The sequence below is a fragment of the Rhodococcus sp. BP-261 genome (assembly GCF_019835205.1).
Lineage (GTDB): Bacteria > Actinomycetota > Actinomycetes > Mycobacteriales > Mycobacteriaceae > Rhodococcoides > Rhodococcoides kyotonensis_B.
Genome location: NZ_JABUCO010000003.1, coordinates 342366 through 361073, shown reverse-complemented (window position 1 = coordinate 361073; position 18708 = coordinate 342366). Strand labels below are relative to the sequence as shown.

The following is an 18708-nucleotide window of genomic DNA, read 5'->3' as shown; positions in this document are numbered from 1 at the left end:
GGGGTATTCCTACCGAGGCGGATAGATGAACCGTTTTGCGCTCGTCCCTATCGCAATTTTGTCCCTGGTGGCCGGCGCCGTAATTCGATCGCCGCACGCCGTGGCCCAAGACGCTGTCGCGCTGGCGCCTGCCTTCGTGCTGTCGCCGTCGACGTCCGGCGCGGTGTTCGACGAGAGTGCTGCCCCAGGTGGGCGAACGCTGGGAATGTGGTCCCAGTCGACCGCGACGGCTCAGATGACCACCCCGTCGGCGACGGGACTGACGCTCCGTGCGCGCGGCGACAGTTGCCTGGGCGCGGCCAAAGTGTCCGTCGCCGTCGACGGCAAAGCGGTGGGCACCGCGACACTGTCCGGGATCTGGGCGAACTACACGATCAAGACGGCGCTCCCAGCTGGAAGCCACTCTGTTGCAATCACATTCACCAACGATTACCGATACGGATCGTTGTGTGACCGTAACGCATACATCGGTTCGGTGACCGCGATCGCCGCGGCCCCCACGACAACCAAACCCCCGACAACCACCAAGCCGCCGGTGACCACGACGACGAAGCCGCCGGTGACCACGACGACGAAGCCGCCGGTGACCACGACGACGAAGCCGCCGGTGACTACCACGACGCCGCCGACCACCACGCCGCCCGTCGACACCGGCAAATGCGGAGTCAACATGTACCTCGCGGCGTATTACAACAACTTGACCGCGACTGGCACGCCGGTGACGAGTCGGTGCGAGTACTCGGTCGGAAACACCTGGGACGCACAGTCTCCCGCCCCGGGCGTCAACGCAGGTAACTTTTCGGTTCTCTACACCGGCTCCATCAACTTCCCGACGTCGGGCACCTACAACGTCAACGCTCAAACCGGATTCGTCGGAGTGCAGGCGAAGATCGACGGTAAGTCGTTGATCGACTATTGGCCCAATCAGACCTGGGGGCGCTACCACACGACCACGAACGTCACCGCCGGACTTCATACGGTCTCGGTCGCGGTGTCGAACCCGACGAAGAATGGGCACCAGCACTTTTCGATCACTCCGGCGGGAACGAGTCCGGCTTCGAACAACGGCAACTACTTCGCCGCCAATTCCTTCTGGAACCAGCCGATTCCATCCAATGCGATCGTGCATCCGAACAGCGAGACGTGGCGGACCATGGTCGCGAACGACTCCCGGAACAACGCGATCAACGTGAACTCGTCGCAGTGGAGCACCGGCATCTACAAGGCGCCCGCAGGCACGCCGACGACCACTGTGCGAGTGACCAATTCGAACAAGACGATCACTGTTCCGTACCTGTCGTCGTACAAGCCGACGCCGGACGCGGACGCGCATCTGTCGATCATCGACGAGAGCAACGGCTGCCTGTACGAATTCCAAGCGTTCAATGCGAGCAACAAGACCGCAATCGCTCAGGCCAGCTACCCGGCATACACGGGATCGGGTGCACACGCGAGCGGGCCGGCGCACTCGGGTGGTGAACTGTCGTACGTCGCCGGCATGATCACCCCTCAGGACGTCAGGGCAGGCGTCATCGACCACGCGCTGCGTTTCGCGATACCCAACAACTCGTCGGAATTCTTCTATCCGGCAACACGTTCGGACGGAACGGTGTCCGGTGGCGTCCCGGAAGGGGTCAGGATTCAGCTCGACCCGAATCTGAATCTCGACACGCTGGGGCTGACACCGTTCCAGAAGATGGTGGCCAAGGCGTTGCAGACGTACGGCGGATTCAACGCAGACGGTGCCGCCAACTTCGCGATCTACGCGCAGAGCCCCGACGACGGCTCCACGTATCCGATGTCGCTCGACGCGCTGCCCAAGTCGCTGATCGGTAAGTTGCGTTACCTCGCACCGACATTCACGTCGACGGATGTCCAGATGGCGACGATGTTCGACAGCGGGTGTCAGCAGCAGCGCTGATCGGAGGGCCTATCCAAGCAGTGTGGCGAGAATTCGTCCCAAGCTCGCGAGGTCGTCGTCGGACAAGGCCGAGAACGACTCCGGGGGCGTGGCGAGGGCACGGTCGGCCCGCGCGGCGATGTCACGTCCTTCGTCGGTGAGTTCGACGAATCGTCGACGACGATCCTCCGGGTCCTGCGTGCGCACGAGGAATCCGCGGGCTTCCAAGTCACGTAGGGTGATCGAGACGTAGGCAGGATCGGATCCCAGTAATTCTGCGAGCGCACCAGCAGACATCGGGCCGGCCTGAAGCCGCCGCATCAGCTTGCACCGAAAGAAGCTGACGCCCGTTGCGGCAACGACGGCGCCGTGCGGATCGGCTACATCGAACATCAACGTGCGCATGTCGCGCCAAACGTCCTCCGTGCTCACGCCACCTCCTGTGGCACCCGTGCGGCGACGCGTTCCGCCGTGGCTCGCGCCCAGGTTCCCGTCGTCACCACCGCCAACGCCAGTACGACCACACCGGCGCCGAGGAGGACGAACCAGGCGGGGCGGGCCGCGTCGACGAAGCCGTCTGCGAAGCTACCCACCATCCCGGCGGTGACGATCGAACCGACTACAGCAACACCGAGAGACTGTCCGACCTGACGACTGGTCGACGCGATTGCCGACGCGACGCCTGCTTGGCTGCGCGGCATTCCGGATACCGCTGTGTTCGTGATCGGCGCGTTGACCATTCCGAATCCGATGCCGAACACGATGTACGGCAGCGCAAGCCACACGAACGGTGTGTCGGGACCGAGTCGAGTCAACAGTGCTCCGGACACGATGAATCCGATTCCGGCCACTACCAACGATGTTCGGGGGCCGCGAGATCCGGTGAGCCGTCCGGAGATCGGCGCGAGGATCAGCGTCATCAGCGCCATGGGCAACGTGTACAGCCCGGCGTGCAGCGGTGAATATCCACGTACGTCCTGCAGGTACAGCGTGTTGAGGAACAGGAATCCGCCGAGGGACGCAAACGAGCAGACGGCGATGATCGTCGCACCCGAGAAGGGAACAGATCGGAAGAAACCCAGTTCGACCAGCGGTTCTTTCTGTCGAGTCTCCACGTACAAGAACCCGATCAGGGACAGCACGACCACCGATGCAGACAGGAGGATGGGCGTCGACGACAATCCTTTGCTCGGGATCTCGATGATCGTGAACACCACGCTCGCGAGCAGAACGATCATGAGAATCTGGCCGACGGGATCGAAACGGCGGGCGTGTGCGGCTTTGGATTCGGGCACGAATTTCCAGGTCGCGAACAGTGCAAAGAGCCCGATCGGAACATTGACCCAGAAGATCGACTGCCACCCGGCCGACGAGACGAGCGCCCCGCCGATCAGTGGACCACCCGCCATCGAGATCCCGACGACGCCACCCCACACGCCGATGGCGCCTGCACGTTCCTTCGGATTCGTGAAGGTGTTGGTGATGATCGACATAGCAACGGGATTCATCATCGAGCCACCGACGGCTTGCACCATACGGAACGCGACCAGCCAGGCGAGCGACGGCGCGATGCTGCACAACAGCGAACCAGCGACGAACGTCGCGGTGCCGATCATGAAGAATCTCTTGCGCCCGAATCGGTCTGCGCTCGAACCGCCGAGCATGAGGAGCGAAGCAAGGACGAGTGTGTAGGCGTCGATGATCCACTGAAGTCCGGAGACCGACGCGTTCAAATCGGTGCGGATCGAGGGCAGCGCGACATTCACGATGGTGTTGTCGATGCTGACGAGGAACAGACTCATGCAGCAGATTGCCAACACCAGATAGCGGTGCCGCTTCGTCAAGTCGGTCATGTGCGTCCAATACTTGTAGTACTACAACTATTAGCTGAAGTATGAAACTAGTTGGGCTCTACATGCAAGTCCCGGTGCCGGATTTCCCGCATGTCGGTACCCTTGGGCGGCGACGGAGGGAGTCGACCATGGTGGACGGCGGGCAGATCTTTCGGACGGTTGCGAACGTGGTGAACAAGGGCGTCGTCCCGCTGCTTCGGCATGGTGGACCGGTCGGCGCGAAGCTGAAGGAGTCGATGGCGGAGGTCACCTACACCGGGCGCAAGTCCGGCAAGGAGTTCACTCTCGTCGTGGGCTACAGGCGAGAAGGCGACACGGTCACGATCGGGTGCGTCATGCCCGACGCGAAGACCTGGTGGCGCAACTTCCTCGGAAAAGGTGCGCCGATGCGATTGACACTGGGGGACAGCACTTACGACGCGCACGCCGTGGCGACGCGCGATCCGGACGGCGCGGTGACGATTCGCGCGCAGTTGACGTCTCCGAGGTAGAGCATCCCTGGCTCAGGGATGAACGTACGACGATCCGTTGATGTCGACGACCGTTCCGCTGCACCACGCCGCCTCGGGGGAGGCGAGATGAACGATCGTCGATGCGACTTCCTCTGGGGTACCGACTCGACCGAACGGGCTCTGGCTTCGGATCTCGTCGCCTGCGGGTCCGTTCAGCTTTCCGAGCTGGCGTTCACTGGAGACGAACCCGGGTGCGACGGCAGTCACCGAAATGCCGTGCGGTGCGAGAGCAATTGCCATCGACTGGCTGAACGCGTGCAGTCCGGCCTTGCCGGCGCCGTATGCGGGGTAGTCAGGCTCGCCACGAAACGCGCCGCGCGATCCCACCGACACGATGGCCCCGGGGCGGCCGCTGTCGATGAGGTGGCGCGCGAAGGCCCAGGAGAGGTGCGCGGTGCCGATCAGGTTGACCTGCACCATGTCTCGCCAGGCCGCTTCCCACTGCTCGAACGTGTCCTCGGTGATGCGATGACGGTTCTGCTCGGTGGGGCCGACTGCCGCGTTGTTCACGAGTACGTCGAGCCTGCCCAGTCGATCGACAGCGCCGGAGACGATGCCGGGTCCTGCCGTCGTCGACGCGAGATCGCCGGACACCGCGATGTGGCCTGAGCCGTCGAGCAGTCCCAACGTTTCCTCGGCAGCTGCGGATGCCGACGAGTAATGCACCGCGACGCGATAGCCTGCTGCGGCGAACGCAACGGCGGTTGCTCTGCCGATGCCCCGAGATGCGCCGGTGATCAGAGCGGTGCGCGTAGCGGTGTCGTCGTCGGAGTGAGGCTGCATGAATTCACTGTATTCACCCGGGGCGCGCTACCCGAGTTGCGGATCTAGGCGAAGCGAAAATCGTCACCGCTGCGGTGCAGTAACCGGTCGTCCACGAGAACGGCGACGGCGGAGCGAACGGTCTTCTTGCCGACGCCGACCCACGACGCGAGCCTGTGCAGCTGCGGAAGCTGTTCGCCGGCAGTGATGACGCCCTGTTCGTGTAGGTCTCGCAGTTGCGTCGCGAGCTGGAAATAGACAGGTACGGCATGCCAGTGCCGCAGGGCGATCGAATGAACCCAGGTCGGCATCGCAGACGAGTTGGTCCGACTCGCAACGGTGTCGACAGCACCGGTGCCTGGCGACTCGGCAGTCGTCGGAGACAGGTGTTCTTCCATTGCTGTCGCCTCCCCGGGTAGCCCTCGTGCTTCGCCGGGCGGGATAGCGCCGACAACGAAGTAACTCACATTCTGGGCCACCAGGGGCAGAATTCGACAGCCTCGAATCCATCAAAAACGCCTCAGCTGCAGGCGTGTCGTCGGCGCCGCCGTGTACGCGATCAGTCCGTGTTGATCCGCGGAACCAACGTGTCGATGGCGTAGGGAATCGACAGGACCGAGTTGTACGTGATCGCCCCGCGCTGATCGATCGACGTCGCGATGACGTTGTTCTGTCGGGCCGCACGCAAAGTACCGAACAAAGGGTTCTCGGCGACGACGTCGACGTTTTGGTCGGTGCTCAGGAACAGGACGACGTCGGCGTCGAGCATTCCGATGTTCTCCGCCGACACGGGGACGAAGAAGCTGTCGCCGGTGTCCTGGCTGGTGATGGCCTCGGGTGTGTCGAGGCCCAGCGAGTTCAGGAACTGCCCGCGTGCGTCTCCTGGCAGGAACGCGCCGTACTGACCGTCGTAGGGGAGTACGGCGACGCCGGTCATGTCTGCGAATTCAGGATGGTCCGACTTGGCCTGGCTCAGTAATTCGGTTGTCTCGCGGTTCAATTTGTCACCGCGTTCAGGGACGCCGAGGGCGGTTGCGATGGTGGATGTCGCGTCCTCCCTGCTGACCGTGTACGCCGCGGTGCCCGCGGGGCGCGCGATCGTCGGCGCGATGTCGGAGAGTTTCCTGTAGACGTCCTCGTCGAAACCGGCGTTGATACCGACGATGAGATCTGGAGCAAGTTCGGCAATTTGCTCGAGGTTCGGTTCGGAGTCCGAGTCGATCAGGGTGAGCGGTGCGTCACCGACCGCCTCGTCGGTCCATGGGCCGAGTCCTGTCTCGTAGAACGAGTAGCCGGTGTTGCCGACTGGGACCGTGCCGAGGGCGATGGCTGCGTCGGCATCGGAAACCCCGAGTGTCACAATGCGTTTCGGCGTCTCGTCGATCGTCGTGCTGCCGAAGATGTGCTCGATGGTGACGGAACCGTCGCTCGACGCGTCTCGATCGGTGTCGGCGCTGCACGACACCAGTGCTACCGCCAGCAACCCTATGCTCGTACTCGCCATCCACGTGTGAATCCGCAACTGCTGCCCCTTACCGATGTCTGAAGTTAGGGCAGCGTAACATTACCGTCCGATTCTGGGTCCGACGACGCTGCCGAACTCCCGGCTGGCATCCAGCTGGCTCACAGGGTTCTTGCAGGAACGGCAAATATCGTCCTCCACATGATGATTCGAAGTTCTTCCGCGACTCGTCGCACACGAGGCAAAGTTGCCGTGACCTCGCTGGTCCTCGTCGGCGGCCTATTTCTCGGCGGCTGCGCGAGCGACGCCACCGACGCCGCGACGACGACGGCCGCAGCACAGCAGGTCTCCACGTCGCAGACGGCCACCACCGCCACTTCCACCGACGCGTCCACGACGGCCGAAACGATCTCCGCCACAACGGAAGCCGCCGAAGCATTTCTGGCTACACTGTCCGACGAGCAGCGTGAGCAGGTCACGTACGCCTTCGACGACGAGACGAAGACGACGTCGTGGTCCAACTTCCCGGTCGCCTTCGTCGATCGAGCGGGGCTGAACCTGGCCGATCTGACGGACGAGCAGAAGGCTGCGGCGCTGAACGTGCTCGAGGCGCTGCTCAGCGACGAGGGATACGAGACGGTCACCGGCATCATGGGTGGTGACGAGTATCTTCACGAGAACAGCAGTTCGACCGAGGAATCGCTGGGACAGTACTACATCGCGTTCTTCGGCGATCCTTCCGATTCGAGTGCCTGGGAAGTCCAGTTCGGCGGCCACCACCTCGGGATCAACGCAACCCTCGACGGCGCCGAGGACTCCGTGACATTCGCGCCGACTCACCTGGGAATTCAGCCCGCCGTCTATACCGACGCCGACGGCAACGAGGTGCAGCCGTTCGACGGTATCTACACCGATGCATTCGCGTTCTACGACAGTCTGACCGACGAGCAGAAAGCGACGTTGTATCAGGGAACCAGTGTCGCAAATATGGTGTGCGCACCTGGCAGCACGTGCGACTACCCAACGGGCACAGGGATTTCCGGTGCCGACCTCGAGGACGAGCAGAAGCAGCTCCTCCTCGAGGTCATCGCCAACTGGGCAGGTCTGGCCGACGAACAAACGATGTCGGACGCACTCGCGAAGATCGAGGCGACGCTCGACACCACCTACGTGAACTGGTCGGGTGCGACGACGTACGACATGAGCCAGGGTGACGGCATCTACTTCCAGATCTCCGGACCCGATGTCTACATCGAGTTCGCAGCCCAGCAGGGTTCGGCGGGTGCCGACGTCTCGGGCGTCACGACGTCGGGATGGGGCCACGTGCACACCATCTACCGCGATCCGACGAACGACTACGCGGGTAGCGCGACGCAGCAGGCAGGATCAGGTCCCGGGAGCGGAGCAGGTGCCCCGGGCAGTGGAGCTGGTGCCCCGAGCGGGGGAATGGGTGCTCCGGGTGGCGGACAGCCTCCGGCGGGTGAGATGGGAGCCCCGCCGGCCGCGGGCTGATCCGAATCTGCCCACCCGGCAGTGGCATCGATGGTCCGTGGCAGCCGATAGACGGTTGCCACGGACCATCGATGCCTGCCCGGGCTTCGTTCCTACCGCCGAACCTCGGCGACGAACCGCTCGATCAATCGTGCGTCCTTGACTCCGCGCGACGACTCGATCCCGCTGGAGACGTCGACGCCTGCTGCTCCGGTCGCCGCGATGCCTTCACGAACGTTCTCGACGCCGAGCCCGCCCGCGAGGATCCACGGACGATCCGGACGCTCCAGACGATCCCAGTCCCACGCCTCGCCCGCGCCGGCTGTCGAGCCGTCGATCAACAGATCGTCCTCGCCGATCGAGGTGTAGTCGGCTCCGGCTGTAACTGCGCGGTACACCGTGAGCCCGGCGTCGTGCAGGCGTGAGACGTCGTCACTTCCTGCGAGGTCGTGCACCTGCACCGTGTGCAATCCGGCGTCGGACGCCGTCGCGAGTATGTCGGAGACGGTCGCGCCCTTGAACACGCCCACCGGCTCGGCGCGGCCACGCGTCAGCTCGACGAGAGGCCGCGCATCCTCGACCGAGATCTGCCGTGGGCTTCGTACGAAGACGAAGCCGATCGCATCCACGTCCAACGACAGCGCGACGTCGAGGGTCGACCGATCGCGAAACCCGCACAGCTTGATGAACGTCACGGGTCCAGATTACCGAGCTGTCGTCAACGGCTTCCCGACGCGTCTGCCAGCTCCCGAGTGTCCGACGGCTCGGCAGCCAGGTCGGCCCGTCGACGCCGTCCGGGGAACCACCAGTTCGCCGACGCGGCGACCGCCATCGCGGCGGGCACGACGACCATGCGCACCAGGGTGGCGTCGAGAAGCACCGCGATCGCGAGCCCGAAGCCGAACTGTTTGACTTCGAGTACGTCGCCCACGACGAGGGCGCCGAAGACCGCGACCATGATAGTTGCGCCTGCCGTGATCTGAGGACCTCCACGCGAGAGGGCCGTCAGCACGGCATGGTCGTTGTCGTTCGTCTTCTGCCACTCCTCACGCATACGTTCCACGAGGAACACTTCGTAGTCCATCGACAGTCCGAAGAGGAGGACGAACAGCGCGACCGGAATGAACGCCTGCACCGTCCCAGGGCTGTCGAAGCCCAAAATTCCTTGGCCCCAACCCCACTGGAACATCGCGACGGTGGCACCGAGCGCGGATGACGTCGCGAGAACGTTCAACACGACCGCCTTCACCGGGAGAAAGATGCTGCGGAACGCGAAGACGAGATACACCAACGACATCAGTAGCACTACGCCGACGACGAGTGGGAGCGAGTCGACCGTGACGGTCGCCAGGTCTGTGTACTGCGCGGTCACGCCCCCGACGAGTATGTCGAGATCGTTCTCGTCCGCAAGTCCGCGTATTCGTTCCACTGTCGCCGACGCGTCGGACGAGTCGATGGCAACGGAGGTCACCGCCTGGAGGTAGAAGCACGTGCGGTCGGTGTCCACGAGCGCGTCGACGATGGGTGCTGCTGTGGGCGCCGATACGAGGCGTTCCAGATCAGCGGGCGAGTGACCGCCGAACTGATCGTCAAGCACGGATGTCAACGACACCACCGACGCGACGTCCGGGTCGCTGCCTACGGACTGGGTGAGGGCCGCGAGTGAATTCAGGCCTGCCTCATCGGTCGCACCTCGCCCGCACGCAAGTATCTGGACCGGGCCGACGCTGCCCGCCGAGAACGACTCCTGCAGAACGTGCTGACCGTGGCCGGACGGTGTGTCACGGAGCGAGGACAAACCGAGGTCCATGCCGAGCTCGATCCTGAACACAGGGACGGCCGTCAACGCCAGCAACAGCAAGGCCGGAATTCCGAAGACCAACGGCCGGCGCAGTACCGCACGGCCCCACGCCTCCCATCGCCTCGATGACCCGTCGGACTTTTTCGGACGCAGCATCGCGGGAAGTGTCCCCTTCGCGACGCGTGTGCCGAGCAGCGCGAGGCCAGCCGGCAATGCAGTCAGGGCAACGACGACCGCGCAGAACACGACGAGGCCTGCCGCCAGTGCTATTTCGCGGAAGACATGTGCGCCGATCATGGCCAGCGAGCCGACGGACACGATGACGATTGCGCCGGATGTCACGACGGTTCGGCCCGACGTCGCGAGTGCACGCCCCACCGCTCCCTCGACGGACTCGGTGGCGAGTTCCTCACGAAAGCGGCTGACGACGAACAGCGCGTAGTCGATGCCGACACCGAGGCCGAGCACGGTCGCGATGACGAGTACGAACTGACTCAGAGGGAAGATCGACGTCAACGCGGCCAGAACGCCCGTGCACAGGACGACGGCAGCGCCCGCAGCCGCGAGTGGTACCGCGGCGGCAACGAAGCTCCGAGGACGAACAGCAGTACCACGAGAGCGACGGGAAGGCCGATGATCTCGGCGGTCTGCTGGTCGGCGACCTCGACGTCGGCCAGATCGTTGGACAGAGCCGACGCACCCGTGAGGACTGCGGTGACGCCGGTCCCCGCCCCGTACTTCGACACGGTCTCCTGGAGTTCTCGGCTTGCCCGCGCGCGATCGGGAGGTCCGCCGTCCATGGCGACCGCCACGTAGGCGACGGTACCGCTCGCCGCGACCTGACCCTGGCCGGCCGCATCGTACGGCGTGATCACCGATGCGACGGAAGAGTGCTCACGAACAGGACGTATCACCCGCTCGACGGCAGCGCGAAAGAATGGATCGTCGACGGTCGTCTCGGGGTCCTCTGCTACGAACACGACTGCCTGTTGTTCGCTACCGAGCGCAGGGAACATGCGTGCGAGGTCCTGCTCGACCGCCGCTGACTGAGATCCTTCGACGGTGTAGTCCGGTGCACCGAGTTTCTGCTCGATCGTCGCTGCCGACACACCCGCCACCGCGAGTACGAGCGCGGCGAGGACCAGAACGAGGCGGGCACGGCGGGCGACCGCGCGGCCCCACCTGTCGAGAAGCGAGACAGGTGGGGCCGCCGCGACCGAAACAGTCGACGTCACATGGTTGTTCACGGATCGCCTGCGATCTAGGTGGCGAAGAAGCCGGCTGCGGACATGTCGGACACGCTGTTTCCGAACGCCTCCGCCACGACCTTCATGTCGGTGTCGGAATGCGCTGCGCTCAGCAACATCGTGTGCAGTTCGGGCATGTACACCCCGTGTCGACGCATGTAGTACGCCAGCGCGATGTTGGCCTTGATGTTGGAGCCCGCCAGCCGATCTCGGACGCGCTTGGGCTTGGCGTAGTCGAACGTCAACGAGAAGATCGACCGAAACCCCTTGACCGACAACGGCACGGACAGTCCCGCTGCGCGATCCCGCAGTTCGTCGGTGAGCCAGTCCGTCCTGCGCTCGAGGTCGTCGTAGATCTCTCGGTTCTCGTCGAGGTACGCCAGCGTCGCCGACCCTGCTGCGGCGGTGATCGAGTTGCCACTCATGGTGCCGCCGAGGAATGCCTGGCGTTCGATGTCGACGAACGGGTCCTCGGTAGTCTTCGCCATGGACACGACGTCGACATCACCGACGACGGCCCCACACGGAAGGCCACCGCCGATGATCTTCCCGAGGCATGTCAGGTGCGGACGAATGCCGGCGAGCGTCTGTACGCCGCCATATGCGACGCGGAATCCGGTGACCACCTCGTCGAAGATCAGAACGATGCGGTGCGTGTCGCATGCGCGACGCAGATCCTCGAGAAATGCACGATCGTACGAAGCCATCGCCGTCGGCATCGGTTCGACGAGAACGCATGCGATGTCGGACGCGGATTCGACGAGCCGGTCGATCGATCCACGTTCTCCGTACTGGAGCACAAGGGTTTCCGAGACGGTCGACGCCGCCATGCCTGCAGTTCCCGTCGGCTCCGGGCGGTCGGCGCTACCGCTGTAGCGGAACCACGAACTGACGAGTCCCTGATCGGAGAAACCGTGGTAGTGACCTTCGAACTTGGCCACACGTTGTTTTCCGGTGTACGCACGAGCGAGTCGGACTGCCATCTGGACGGCTTCGGTGCCCGAATTCGACAGAATGACACGGTTATCGGAGCCGAACGCGTCGGACAACTGCCGTGCCAGTGCGATCTCGGGCTCGTTGCCGAGAGCGTTGATCGAGCCCGCGGTTGCGGCCTCGGCGATTGCCGCAGTCTGCACTGGATGCGCGTAACCGAGGATGTGAGGGCCGTATCCGCACGACAGGTCGATGTAGTCGTTGCCGTCGACGTCGGAGAGGACGCTTCCCTGCGCCGACTTGACGAGAAGTGGGAAAGCGCTCGGCAGTGCGAACCGATCGAGGTGGGTCGGCGCGATCAGGCGACGATCCGGATCGCGCTTCTCGGCCATGGATTTCGGAATCCGGTCGCCGATCTCGCGATCGAACTGCTCGGCGACTTCTTCGCTCATGTACGGCGAGAAGCGATCGGTGAAGGTGCGCCCGTTCGCCCAGATGTCGATGTCGGGATCGATCTGCGAGATGAAACCCTCACCCGTCAGAAAGGCTAAGGCCAGCAACGAGAATCGTGTCGAGACACGAGCGTTGTACTCGCGGAGCAGCCGGGTCGCGTCGTCGAAGAAGGACATCGTCGACCAGCGGGCCGACGTCTCCTCGAAGTGGCGGCGAAGAACGACCTCCAGCTTCGCGTCGTATTCCGCTCGGTGATCGTCCAGAAGGCTGGGGTCGGCGACGAACGCACGTGTGCATCGCTCGACGGCGAGCTCCCACTGACCCTTGACACACGCGTAGTAGAAGGACGCGAGATTCCATTTGTCGTTCTCGTCGAGGCGGCCGACCAGACCGAAGTCCAGCGCGATGATCTTCCCCTCGTCCGTGAACATCAGATTGCCCGGGTGCGGGTCCACGTGGAAGAAGCCGTGAAAGTACGACATCGCATAGAACGCGTCCTGCAGACGGCGGGCGATCTCCGGTCGCGGGAACTTCACGGTTTCGAAGTCCGGGCCCGGCGTCGCGTGCACGAACTCCATGACGAGAACCTTGCGGCCCGTCAGATGATCCACCGTGGCGGGTACGCGCAGATGCGGGTGGCTGCGGAAGTTCTCCGCGAGTTCGTTCTGGCGGGCAGCTTCGGCCACCATGTCGGTCTGACCGGTCAGCAGAGGGCGAAGTTCGGCGAAGTGCCCGGGCAAGTCGTAGCTGCGTGCTCGTGACGATGCGCGGTGGGCGATGGCAGCGAGGCGCCCGATGACCCACGCACTGGTGCGCAGCCGCAGGTCGACACCCGCCTTGACGACCTTGATCGCGACGTCTTGACCGGTGGCCAGCCGGGCCTTGTGAACCTGGGCGACCGAACCGACGGCGATGGGTGCCCAATCGAATTCGGCGAACACGGCCGTGACCGGACGTCCGAAATGCTCGTCGAGCACTTCACGCAGTTCCGGCGTGCTCATCGGTGGCAGATCGGCGAAGAAGGACCGGAATCGATCGGTCGCATCTTTGGACAGCAGCCCGGACTGCGTTCCGAGCACCTGTCCTGCCTTCATGTACAGCGGACCCATCCGAAGCAGGAATCCTCGGAGTAGACCCGCCATGAACTCGTCGCTTCTGAGTCGTTTCGGGCGCGTGTAGTAGCGGAGCGCGAAAACGGTCGTCCAGACGATGATGCGGATGGCTTCTCGAAACGTTCCGCGAACCAACTCCGGCAACTCCGCCAGGTGGCTCACGCCGAACAGCCGAGACGAACTAGACATGTGTATAACCCCCGTCTACACAATGGACGGACGCGAGAACCGCGTCCGCTGGAGCGGGCAGAAATCTACTGCAGCACTGTGCTGTAGTACAGATGTACGTCGGGTGCGGTGGGTATTTCGCCGGGTTGGTCAGCGCGTTGCGCCTGGTCAGAGCGTATTTTCGCGGAATTGTGGTGAGTGCCACAGTTGCGAGCTATGCTGTGGCAATTTACCGAACGTCCACCGAACGACTACGAACAGTGCAGGGCCACATGAGTACGAACTCGGATGCGAACGGAGACAGTTTCGCCGCCCGCCTCGACCATCTCTTCCGTAAATTGCCCTCGGCGTCCGGAGGTCGGTGGTCGGTGTCCGAAATCGCGCGTCGCAGCACCGATTTCGGTTATCCGATTTCCGAGGCGTATCTCTACCAACTTCGCAGCGGCGTCAAGGAGAATCCGTCGTTGCGTCATACCGAGGGCCTGGCACGTGCGTTCGGTGTGGACATCAGGTTCTTCACCGACCGTGACGTGTACGAGCGGGGTGTCCAGGAAATCGATTATCTGCGGCTGCAGTCGAGTCCCGGAATACACGCCGCGGCGCACCGTATGGTCGATCTGTCCGAGACGCGTCTGTCCGAGGTGATCGATTTCATCCGATTCATGCGTATCAAGGAGGGGTTGCCCGCGGATCCGGGGGAGGGGGACGAGCAGCGATGAAGCATCTGCGTCGGCAGCGACTGCTTCGCGGAATGTCGGTTCCGGATCCGTTCTCGATCGATCGCTTGTGCGACGAGGTCACCGCCGTGACCGGACGTCCATTGCGAGTCGAGTCAGCAGCGCTGCCGTACGGCGTCGCCGGTGCGTTGTTTCGTTCCGAGGCAAGCGATGTCATCGTCCACGATCAGGTCTTGCCGCGGCTCGCGCGATTGAACACGATCCTGCACGAGGTCGGACACGTGATTCTCGGGCACGACAGCGCTCGTGGCGACGACGTCGAACCGATCGAGTTCTCGGTCCTGATGCCCGACGCAGTGGCGAACTTTCGATGCTCGGCGCGTCGTACAGATTTCACGACCGGTCCCGAGCGTGATGCCGAGTTGTTCGCACGAGCGACGCTGCGGCGCATTCTCGAGTCGAACACGGAAGTGACCGCGGCGGGCCGCCTGTGGGCTTCGCTCACTCACCCGGTGCGCACGCACTGGTGAGGGAGCGTATGCGATGACGGTCGTAGCGCTCTTCGTCGTGTCCGCCCTGTGTTACGCCGCGCTCGGTGTGGCGTTCGTGTCGTGGGCAGAGAGGCACGGTTCGTCGCGACTGCCGGGTCTCGCCCTGCTGTTCGGTGCAGCGTCGTCGATCTTCGATTCGTACGCAATGGACATGCCGACAGGACCGTGGACGGCCCTTCCCCGAGTGTCGGCCGACGTCTGCACGTTGGCCACGTGTGCTCTTCTCCTGCAGTGGCGGTTGGTCGTCTCGGGTGAGAAAGGCGGGCGCGTGCGCGTGCTGTGGATCTCGTACGTCGCGCTTGCGACGTTCGCAGCTGCGATGTCGCTCGTCGCCGACGCGTCGGGAAAGCCCATCGTGGTGCTCGGAGCCCCAAGTGGGTCGGTGGTCGAAGCGGCGTACTGGACCGCGATCGGTCTGGCATTCGCGTTCGGATTCGGCGCGGGCGCAATGCTTCTCGGTCCTCGACTACTGTCTTCCGGTAGCCGAATGCTCTGGTGGTCCGCGGTGCTGGTCAGTGCTGGGAGCTGTGCCGCGGTCGCGTACGGCATCTGGCGTCCGCTGTCGCACTGGTCCTCGGTGATCGGAGTGGGCCGTTCACCGCAGGGCACGACCGACGTGGTTGCACTTGCGTTGCTGATCGTGTTCGCGACGTCCGGCCTGGCAGGCCTGGTGGTGCTCGGCGTCGGGGGATGGCTGTACCGGCGTCGGCGCTACCGCGACACGGTCGACATGCTCGGTCGCCTGCATGCGTTCCTCGTCGGGCTCTACCCGGAAATCGACGGTCCGTTACCCAACCGGGGTTCAGCGCACCGATGTACGAAATTGTTGGTCGAGATCGAGGACGGGCTCGCGATCTTGGGGCGGCGCGAACCCGGCGTCGCAGCTGCGCTCGACCTGTATTTCGTCGACTCGGACGGCGACGAGTCCGCCGAACTGACGTACGTCGCACGAGAAGCAGCCAGGCGTTTCAACCGACGATTCACGGGGGTGAGTGCATCATGAACGACAGCCGAGTTCTTGTCATCGGTGCTGGGGTATCCGGTCTGACGTGCGCGTATCGACTGCAGCAGGCCGGGATCGACGCGTTGGTGCTCGAGGCTTCCGACCGGGTCGGAGGTCGTACTCGCACCGTCCGTTCGCCCGACGGCGTCCTGCTGGAAGGGGGTGGGCAATGGTTCGGTCCGGGACAGACTGCCGTTCTGCAGTTGATCGACGAACTCGGTCTGGAGACCACGCCGACCTACACTCACGGACGCACTGTCTTTCGTCTGCGCGGACGTACGTCCACGAGCCGTGTCGGGGTTCCGTTCGAATGGCCGCTCGTCACGCTCGACCTTTCGATCGCGATCACGAGGCTGCAGATGCTGGCAGCCCGGGTGAACAGGGAACGGCCGTGGACGTCGGCGCGAGCTGCAGGCCTTGACCGGACGACGTTCGACGAATGGTTGACCGAGCACACGCGGACCGTCGCAGCGAGGCACATTTTCGATGCAGTCTCCGCGTTGACGCTGGGCGGCGATCCGCGCGATCTGTCGCTTCTCGGTGTGCTGCAACACATTCGCAGCGCAGGAGGTCTGCTTCGGTTGATCGGGGTGCGTGGGGGTGCCCAGGACCGACGCCTGATCACCGGCGCTCAATCCATTTCGACCTCGCTCGCCGACCGGATGCCCGGTCGTGTCTTGCTCGAGACGCCCGCGAAGCAGATCGAATGGGACGCGAACACCGCGACGGTGCGGGCAGCAGGGCACGAATTTCGAGCGTCGGCGGTCGTCGTGGCGATGTGCCCCATCGACCGTGGACACATCGACATGGTGCCCGAACTGCCGCCCATCGAGCGGGACCGAATTGCGCTCAGTGCGCAGTACTCCGGCATCAAGGTGCACGCCGTCTATCCGACGCCGTTCTGGCGTGCGCGCGGGTTCAACGGCCAAGCGGTGTCCGACGTCGGTCCGGCACCGGTGGTGTTCGACAACTCACCCGCCGACGATCGAGTGGGCGTGCTGTCGGCCTTCGTCGCTGGGACGGTGTCCGATCATCCCGCGTCGCCGACGATCGAGCAGATACAGGACCCGGATGTGCGACGCGTCGGCGTCCTCGAATGTTTCGCCGAGCTCTTCGGCGACGAGGCGCGACACCCCACCTACTTCACCGAAGTCGATTGGCGCGCAGAACCTTACATCGAAGGATGCATCCCGAGCGTCGCGCCGGGCGTTCTGACCGCCACCCACGGGCATTCGCACGGAACCGGCAGGCTCGTGTGGGCCGGGACCGAGCAGTCCGACGTGTGGAACGGGTACATCGACGGTGCAGTGCGGGCGGGGGAGAGGGCCGCAGCACACGCACGGCAGTTGCTTCACTGAATGTCGGACAACAGCGCCACGACGTCGCGGGATTCGGGGATTCCTTCGACGACGCGTGCAAGACGATCCGCATCGGTGCCGATCAGCCTGGTGATCTTGCGGTGAATGTCGTCGTAGGTCATCGGAAGATGGTCGACGTCGCCGACGGGGTTGGGCGTCGACGCGCCGATTTCCTCGCCGCTGCGGAGTGTCACCGTCACCTCGGCAGCTCTGCGGTGTGGCAGGAGCGCGTCGAGCTCGTCGGACGCGCTGACCTCCACTCGACTGCTGAACCGTTCCGCGTCGGGAAACACCGAACCGCCCGGGTCGAGCGCGTCGGCGTCGATGTCGTCGGTGACGAAGGCAGCGGACACGACGAAAGGGAGGGAGAACATAGCTCCGAGGCGAGTGACCGGGTGTCGCCGAAACAGAGGCTCCGCAAGTGAATGCGTCTGCACGCGAACCGTTTCGACATCATCGGCGGTCCAGGTTGCACCGGCTCGAATGCTCCGCACCGAATCGATCGCGGCGTGCGTGTAGGAGCAACTGGCGTGACGCTTGGCGTAGCCGTGAAGCAGGAGCCAACGGTCGCCGAGATCGGCCGTCAGCACATCGAGATCGAGGCTTCCGACGATGTCGCCGAGGCTGTGGGCAACTGCACCGGAATTGCGCACGAGCCCTGCGCTCGACAGACGGGCCGCGTCGAGTCCGGCTCGGACGGCGCCTGCTATCCACAGATTCCGGCTGAAGTTACCGTCCAGCACGACGCCCCACGGGGCCACGTGGACCAGTGCCGATGCCGAATCGATTGCTCCGGCCACGCACTCGGCGTCCGCGCCCCAGATGGACGCGGCAGCGGCAGCTGCTCCCGTCGCACCCCAATGACCGTGGGTATGCCAGCGGGGGTCGCGGGTCAGTGCGTGGCCGAACCGGGCCGCAACCTCGTATCCGCCGACCACTGCAGCAAGAAACGCCTGCCCGTCGACGGGAGTGTCGGACAACCTCGCCGCCGCGACGGCCGCCGGGACGACATGCGCGGCCGGATGCCCTGCGGCGTACTTGTTGCCTTCGTCGAGTTCGAGACAGCAGGAGGCGATGGCGTCCAACTCGGCCGCGGTCGCCGCGGTGGTACCGACGGTCGTTCCGAGCGGAGTGACCGAACCCGCTTCGGAGCGCCAGGCCGATGACAACGCGCGCAGCTCGGTCGTGCGCGCTCCTGCGATCGTGACACCGAACAGATCGAGAAGGATAGAGCGTGCGCGGTCGGCGAGTGGCGTCGGCAGGGCCTCGTCTCGAAGGCGGCAGACGGTTCGAGCGAGCGACGCGACGCGGTCTTGATGTTCCTCTGAGCGGAACGAGTCTTGCTCCGGCATGCCTCGCACAGTAAAGACAACGTAGGGATTGGTCAATGGATCACACCAAGATTGCCTGCAATGATAGTGTGAC

16 protein-coding genes and 1 pseudogene are annotated in these 18708 nt (G+C 64.2%); 7 read left to right on the top strand and 10 right to left on the bottom strand.

The features are described 5' to 3' along the window. Positions 1 to 25: 25 nt before the first annotated feature. Positions 26 to 1921 (top strand): carbohydrate-binding domain-containing protein, encoded by a 1896-nt coding sequence (locus HQ354_RS05530; protein WP_068431749.1) that lies wholly within the window; start codon positions 26 to 28, stop codon positions 1919 to 1921. A 9-nt stretch (positions 1922 to 1930) separates the two neighbouring features. On the opposite strand, the gene HQ354_RS05525 is transcribed toward HQ354_RS05530, so the two are convergent. Both HQ354_RS05525 and HQ354_RS05520 read right to left on the bottom strand, forming a co-directional pair. Then, the gene (locus tag HQ354_RS05525) at positions 1931 to 2332 is read right to left on the bottom strand and encodes a MarR family winged helix-turn-helix transcriptional regulator (protein WP_068431746.1); all 402 of its coding nucleotides are present in this window, start codon (positions 2330 to 2332) and stop codon (positions 1931 to 1933) included. Further along, a complete protein-coding gene (locus tag HQ354_RS05520) occupies positions 2329 to 3753 on the bottom strand; it encodes an MFS transporter (protein WP_068431743.1) in 1425 nt (474 codons plus the stop codon). Before HQ354_RS05520 ends, HQ354_RS05525 begins: the two co-directional genes overlap by 4 nt. 128 nt (positions 3754 to 3881) lie before the next feature. On the opposite strand from HQ354_RS05520, the gene HQ354_RS05515 reads away from it, so the two are divergent. Further along, a complete protein-coding gene (locus HQ354_RS05515) occupies positions 3882 to 4244 on the top strand; it encodes a hypothetical protein (protein WP_068431740.1) in 363 nt (120 codons plus the stop codon). 12 nt (positions 4245 to 4256) lie between these two features. Here HQ354_RS05515 and HQ354_RS05510 read toward each other — a convergent pair whose 3' ends face one another. The 3 genes from HQ354_RS05510 to HQ354_RS05500 form a co-directional block, all read right to left on the bottom strand. Next, complete coding sequence (locus tag HQ354_RS05510; protein ID WP_068431737.1) at positions 4257 to 5048, bottom strand: SDR family NAD(P)-dependent oxidoreductase; 792 nt, start codon at positions 5046 to 5048, stop codon at positions 4257 to 4259. 44 nt (positions 5049 to 5092) lie between these two features. Continuing rightward, the gene (locus HQ354_RS25860; protein WP_157105435.1) at positions 5093 to 5506 is read right to left on the bottom strand and encodes a GntR family transcriptional regulator; all 414 of its coding nucleotides are present in this window, start codon (positions 5504 to 5506) and stop codon (positions 5093 to 5095) included. Positions 5507 to 5586: 80 nt separating this feature from the next. Then, the gene (locus tag HQ354_RS05500) at positions 5587 to 6531 is read right to left on the bottom strand and encodes an iron-siderophore ABC transporter substrate-binding protein (protein ID WP_222634303.1); all 945 of its coding nucleotides are present in this window, start codon (positions 6529 to 6531) and stop codon (positions 5587 to 5589) included. Positions 6532 to 6693: 162 nt separating this feature from the next. Here HQ354_RS05500 and HQ354_RS05495 point away from each other — a divergent pair, with 162 nt between their 5' ends. After that, a complete protein-coding gene (locus HQ354_RS05495; protein ID WP_222634332.1) occupies positions 6694 to 8001 on the top strand; it encodes a DUF3500 domain-containing protein in 1308 nt (435 codons plus the stop codon). Between the two features lie 92 nt (positions 8002 to 8093). Here HQ354_RS05495 and HQ354_RS05490 read toward each other — a convergent pair whose 3' ends face one another. The 4 genes and pseudogenes from HQ354_RS05490 to HQ354_RS05475 all read right to left on the bottom strand — a co-directional run bounded on the left by HQ354_RS05490 (position 8094) and on the right by HQ354_RS05475 (position 13715). Further along, the gene (locus tag HQ354_RS05490) at positions 8094 to 8675 is read right to left on the bottom strand and encodes a phosphoribosylanthranilate isomerase (RefSeq protein ID WP_068431727.1); all 582 of its coding nucleotides are present in this window, start codon (positions 8673 to 8675) and stop codon (positions 8094 to 8096) included. A gap of 23 nt (positions 8676 to 8698) precedes the next feature. Continuing rightward, positions 8699 to 9790 (bottom strand): MMPL family transporter, encoded by a 1092-nt coding sequence (locus HQ354_RS05485; RefSeq protein ID WP_261770481.1) that lies wholly within the window; start codon positions 9788 to 9790, stop codon positions 8699 to 8701. Positions 9791 to 9919: 129 nt separating this feature from the next. Next, positions 9920 to 10797 (bottom strand): annotated as a pseudogene (locus tag HQ354_RS25475) (MMPL family transporter); the annotation flags it as partial. Between the two features lie 245 nt (positions 10798 to 11042). Beyond that, a complete protein-coding gene (locus HQ354_RS05475) occupies positions 11043 to 13715 on the bottom strand; it encodes an aminotransferase class III-fold pyridoxal phosphate-dependent enzyme (RefSeq protein ID WP_068431721.1) in 2673 nt (890 codons plus the stop codon). 251 nt (positions 13716 to 13966) lie between these two features. On the opposite strand from HQ354_RS05475, the gene HQ354_RS05470 reads away from it, so the two are divergent. Genes HQ354_RS05470 through HQ354_RS05455 form a run of 4 tightly spaced genes read left to right on the top strand, consistent with a single transcriptional unit; the run spans position 13967 to position 17283 of the window. Then, on the top strand, positions 13967 to 14413 hold the full coding sequence (locus HQ354_RS05470; RefSeq protein ID WP_068431718.1) for a hypothetical protein: 447 nt from the start codon (positions 13967 to 13969) through the stop codon (positions 14411 to 14413). Beyond that, a complete protein-coding gene (locus HQ354_RS05465) occupies positions 14410 to 14901 on the top strand; it encodes a hypothetical protein (protein WP_068431715.1) in 492 nt (163 codons plus the stop codon). Before HQ354_RS05470 ends, HQ354_RS05465 begins: the two co-directional genes overlap by 4 nt. Before the next feature lie 13 nt (positions 14902 to 14914). Next, entirely contained in the window at positions 14915 to 15925 is a 1011-nt protein-coding gene (locus tag HQ354_RS05460) for a hypothetical protein (protein ID WP_068431712.1), read from the top strand. Then, a complete protein-coding gene (locus tag HQ354_RS05455; protein WP_068431710.1) occupies positions 15922 to 17283 on the top strand; it encodes an NAD(P)/FAD-dependent oxidoreductase in 1362 nt (453 codons plus the stop codon). Before HQ354_RS05460 ends, HQ354_RS05455 begins: the two co-directional genes overlap by 4 nt. On the opposite strand, the gene HQ354_RS05450 is transcribed toward HQ354_RS05455, so the two are convergent. Further along, on the bottom strand, positions 17277 to 18635 hold the full coding sequence (locus HQ354_RS05450; protein ID WP_222634300.1) for an MmgE/PrpD family protein: 1359 nt from the start codon (positions 18633 to 18635) through the stop codon (positions 17277 to 17279). The genes HQ354_RS05455 and HQ354_RS05450 overlap by 7 nt on opposite strands. Between the last annotated feature and the right edge of the window lie 73 nt (positions 18636 to 18708).